Source organism: Kineococcus rhizosphaerae (assembly GCF_003002055.1).
Classification (GTDB): Bacteria; Actinomycetota; Actinomycetes; order Actinomycetales; family Kineococcaceae; genus Kineococcus; species Kineococcus rhizosphaerae.
In genome coordinates, this window is the sequence record NZ_PVZF01000046.1 from 1 (window position 1) to 3,589 (window position 3,589).

Consider the following 3,589-nt stretch of genomic DNA (forward strand, 5'->3'; position numbering starts at 1 on the left):
AAAGTGCTCGGCTGGAGGACACCTGCGGAGGTGTTCGAGGAGCAGCTACAGTTCTTGAATCAGGCCGGTGTTGCGACGACCGGTTGAGTCCGTCCTGAATTCCTTTATCCGAGTGGTGCTTCAACCCGGTCAGATCGGCACCTTCACGACGACGGCTCCAGAACGCCATCTGCAGCGCGTCCAGAGCCAGTTCGGTGCGCAGGTGGTCAGCGACCTGCCAGCCCACGATCCGGCGGGTGCAGACGTCTTGGACGAAGGCGGCGTACACCCACCCGGTGCAGGTGCGGATGTAGGTGATGTCGGCGACCCACAAACGGTCCGGCCGATCGGCACAGAACCTCCGCTGCACCAGATCTGGTCGGTGATCAGGCGTGGTCGGCGTCGTGGTCCGAGGCGGTTTACCGTTGCGGCGTAGACCATGCAATCCGGCTGAGCGCATCAGGCGCTCGACGGTGCAGCGGGCGATGCGGGGCGGTGTTTGACCTGGTGGGCAGCGCTGGGCGCGGCGGCGGTTGATAGCTGCGTGCAGCTTCCGCGCCCCGTAGATGCGGAGGTTCTCGGCGTGGACCTCATCGATTTCGACCAGCGCGGCCTGGTCGCTGACCGCGCGGACCGAAGGTGGTCGCGTGCGGGTGGCGTAGTAGGTGCTGGGGGCGACCTGCAGTTCCCTGCAGATCGGCTCGACCCCGAACTCTTCCTTGTGTTCGTCGATGTAGCGGGTGCTCAGCGGGAGGGGCGGTCGAGCTCCGCCGCGAAGAAAGCCGAGGCCGACCGCAAGATCGCATTCGCCCGTCGCAGCTCGCGGTTTTCCTTCTCCAGCTCGGCCAGACGGGCTGCATCGGTGGTGGTCGTCCCGGGTCGGTTGCCGGCATCGACCTCGGCTTGGGAGACCCAGTTGCGCAGGGTGTCGGGGTTGATGCCGAGCTGGCCACCGATGCGCTTCACCGCCCCGGTGCGGGTGGCGGGGTCTCGGCGGGCCTCGATCGCCATCCGGATTGCGCGCTCACGCAGCTCGTCGGGGTACTTCCTGGGCGCAGCCATGCAGACCATCCTCCTCTTGGGGGCGTTGCTTGGAGGTCTCCATCAAACCCGGGCCTTGACAGGCGGAACCGGCGCGGTGGACGCTGCGGTAGTAGGGGTGGTACCCGCTGCCACAGCCCGTCCGGCACCAGCTCCGCGACCCGTTCCCGCACCACCTCGTCGGCCATGCCGTCAAGGCTGCGACAACCTCAATCGATCCGCGACTCATAGTGAAATCAGTTGTAAGGGCAAGGGCCAGGGCCATGCTGCGGCCGCGCCCGGCGCTGCACCACCGGCACAGTCCAGGTTGATTCGCGGGCAGGGGTCACGGTGAGGAGTCCGTTCACGAGGTGAAGTGGCTGAATCCGAGGATGCGTTCAGGTGCACCGAAGCCCTGAGAACGCGGGGTGCAAGCAAGACGAAGGGCGGGGTGTGGGTTTATTGACCCCACACCCCGCTCCGCCGTTCTGCGATCGGTACCGCCGGATCAGAAGCTGTCGGCGTACGCCTTCGCGGACAGCGGCATCCGGGTCCCGGAGTTGGCCAGCTGCCAGCGGCCGCCGTCCTTGTCGATCTCGAACAGGCACTCGGCCGCAACCTGTCCGGCGCCGGGGCCGGCGTGGGTAGCGAACTGCTCGTGCATGCCCTCGATGAAGGCCGGGCTGTCGCCCTGGTCGGCGTTGCCGTCCCACTCCGGCACGATCAGCGGCAGACCGACGCCCTTGGCGGTGTCCAGCCAGGCACCGAAGCCCTTCGCCCCACCGCCACCGTCACGCTCGTTGAGGCTGGCCTGGAACGCCGCGGCGTCCCCGACGTAAGGGAACTGGTTGTAGTAGTCCACCCCGAGGGCGCCGATCTTGCCCTTGGCGATCAGGTCCAAGCTGTTGCCGTCGTAGCCGGCGCTTTCACGGTTGAAGGTCTGGGTGAGCACGATGTCGGGAAAGATCGACGCCTTCAGCTTGGCGTAGCGGTCCCACGCGGCGAGGTAGTCGCCTTCCTGGCCGGCCTGGACCTGCCAGGCGTACCAGTTGCCGTTCATCTCGTGACCCCACTCCTCGAACAGGGTGCCGTCACGGCCGCCCCAGCCTTTCTTGAAGTTCTGCAGCTGCTTGGTCCAGTCCTCGTCGTAGGCACCGGAGGCGGCCTGGGCCCAGGACCCGCCGTCAGTGAACGGCGCGACGGCGACGATAAGCGACTTGTTCCAGCGGTCCTTGGCGTACTCCCCGCCGTCCTGCAGCTGCGGGATGCTGATGTTCACGCTGGGGCCATCGGCCCAGGTGGTCGCGACCTCGACGTCAGACCCGCGCAGCTTGGCGATGCCGGAAGTGTCCCCGGAGGCACCCGAGAGCCAGTCCCCGGATTTCAGGCCAGCGATCGACCCGTTCGACGACCCGTTCAAGGGGCTACCCGAGGAGCTGGTGGCGGTCGGGCCCTCACCGCATTCGGAGGCCGCGGCGGCGGCGCGTTCCTGGACTTCCTTGCTGAACGTCGCCTGACCGCCCTGCCCGTCCTCGTTCGGGGCGGCCGAGCTGCTGGTGGCGTCGTCTTCGTCCGAGGCCGGCGAAACGGAGTCACTGTCCTGCTGGGTGACCACGCATGTCCCGCCCGAGCCGCCACGACTCGACGATGCACTCGAGGACGTGCGCGAGGAGGTGCTTGAGGAGGTGGGGGTCGGGGATGTCGTCGGCTCCCCCGTCGGCTCCCCCGTCGGTTGTCCGGTGGGCTTGCCGCTGGCGGTCGAGGACCCCGTCGGTGTGGAGTCCGAGGTCGAGCTGGAGGTCGAGCTGGAGGTCGAGCTCGAGGAAGACGACGAGCTGTCGCTGCTGTCATCGTCGTCGTCGCCGGTGATCCAGTTCAAGACCTTGTTCCACCAGTGGTCGACGTCGTCCTGGTCTTTGGGGTCAGCGGCCTCGGGTGGGTCGGTGGGTAGGAACGCGAACGTCTGCTCCTGGCCGATGGCCTTGAAGGTGAGGGTGGTCCTGCCCCCGGAGGTCTTTGCGTGCAGGTCGGAGTCGGCGGCCGGGACCATCCCGCCGTCCTTCAACTCAGCGACCCGGCTGGCGACAGCCTCGCCGTCGACGGTGAACGTGAGGTTCCGGTCCTGGCCCTTCGTCTGCCCTGGCGCGGGCTTCTCGAAGGCGCGGACCGCGGTGCCCCCTCCGGGCATGCCAGTAGTTGTCACCACGGTCTGGGCGTCTTGACCGCTCCAGGACACGTGGAGCCAGTCGCTCGAGGTGCTGTCGCTGGAAGAGGTGGGGCTCGACGACGGCGAGGCCGCGTGCGCTGCGCCGGACGTGCTGGTCACGAGCAGGCCGCACAGGATGGTCGCGGCTGCCGCGGAACGCCGGTGTCGTTTCGGTCGGGCGGTGGAAGCTGCGCCGCCCTGAGACGGCGGGGAACTGATGGGCCTCACAGGTCCTCCAGGAATGCTCGTAGCAAGGTCGGGCGGGCCCCCGTGCCAGAGGACTCACCCGCTAGTGATCTACGGCTGAAGTTGGTGCCCCACCCGTTCGGGTCTGGCGGTCAGAGGGGTGAGGCACGGCAGCGTCGGTGAGCGTGGGAACACTTC

Annotated in this window: 3 protein-coding genes, 1 pseudogene and 1 other annotated feature; of the genes and pseudogenes, 1 reads left to right on the forward strand and 3 read right to left on the reverse strand. The window is 67.7% G+C overall.

What is annotated here, in order from left to right:
• Positions 1-154 precede the first annotated feature (154 nt).
• From CLV37_RS28715 to CLV37_RS26745, 3 genes and pseudogenes are all read right to left on the reverse strand, one after another.
• Positions 155-727, reverse strand: a pseudogene (locus CLV37_RS28715) (IS3 family transposase); the annotation flags it as partial.
• Positions 650-763: a sequence feature (AL1L pseudoknot), on the reverse strand. Its footprint overlaps the pseudogene before it by 78 nt.
• The gene (locus CLV37_RS28280; RefSeq protein ID WP_211298986.1) at positions 724-1,041 is read right to left on the reverse strand and encodes a transposase; all 318 of its coding nucleotides are present in this window, start codon (positions 1,039-1,041) and stop codon (positions 724-726) included. It overlaps the preceding feature by 40 nt. The pseudogene CLV37_RS28715 and the gene CLV37_RS28280, both read right to left, overlap by 4 nt.
• 466 nt (positions 1,042-1,507) lie before the next feature.
• Positions 1,508-2,614, reverse strand: coding sequence for a glycoside hydrolase family 26 protein (locus CLV37_RS26745; protein WP_106215781.1), 1,107 nt, complete (start codon positions 2,612-2,614; stop codon positions 1,508-1,510).
• On the opposite strand from CLV37_RS26745, the gene CLV37_RS26750 reads away from it, so the two are divergent.
• Complete coding sequence (locus tag CLV37_RS26750; RefSeq protein ID WP_146149639.1) at positions 2,607-3,221, forward strand: hypothetical protein; 615 nt, start codon at positions 2,607-2,609, stop codon at positions 3,219-3,221. The two genes, CLV37_RS26745 and CLV37_RS26750, sit on opposite strands and share 8 nt — an antisense overlap.
• Positions 3,222-3,589 lie beyond the last annotated feature (368 nt).

Coding starts and splice junctions, on each gene's coding strand:
- CLV37_RS28280 (WP_211298986.1), bottom strand. CDS start 1,041: ATGGCTGCGCCCAGGAAGTACCCCGACGAGCTGCGTGAGCGCGCAATC.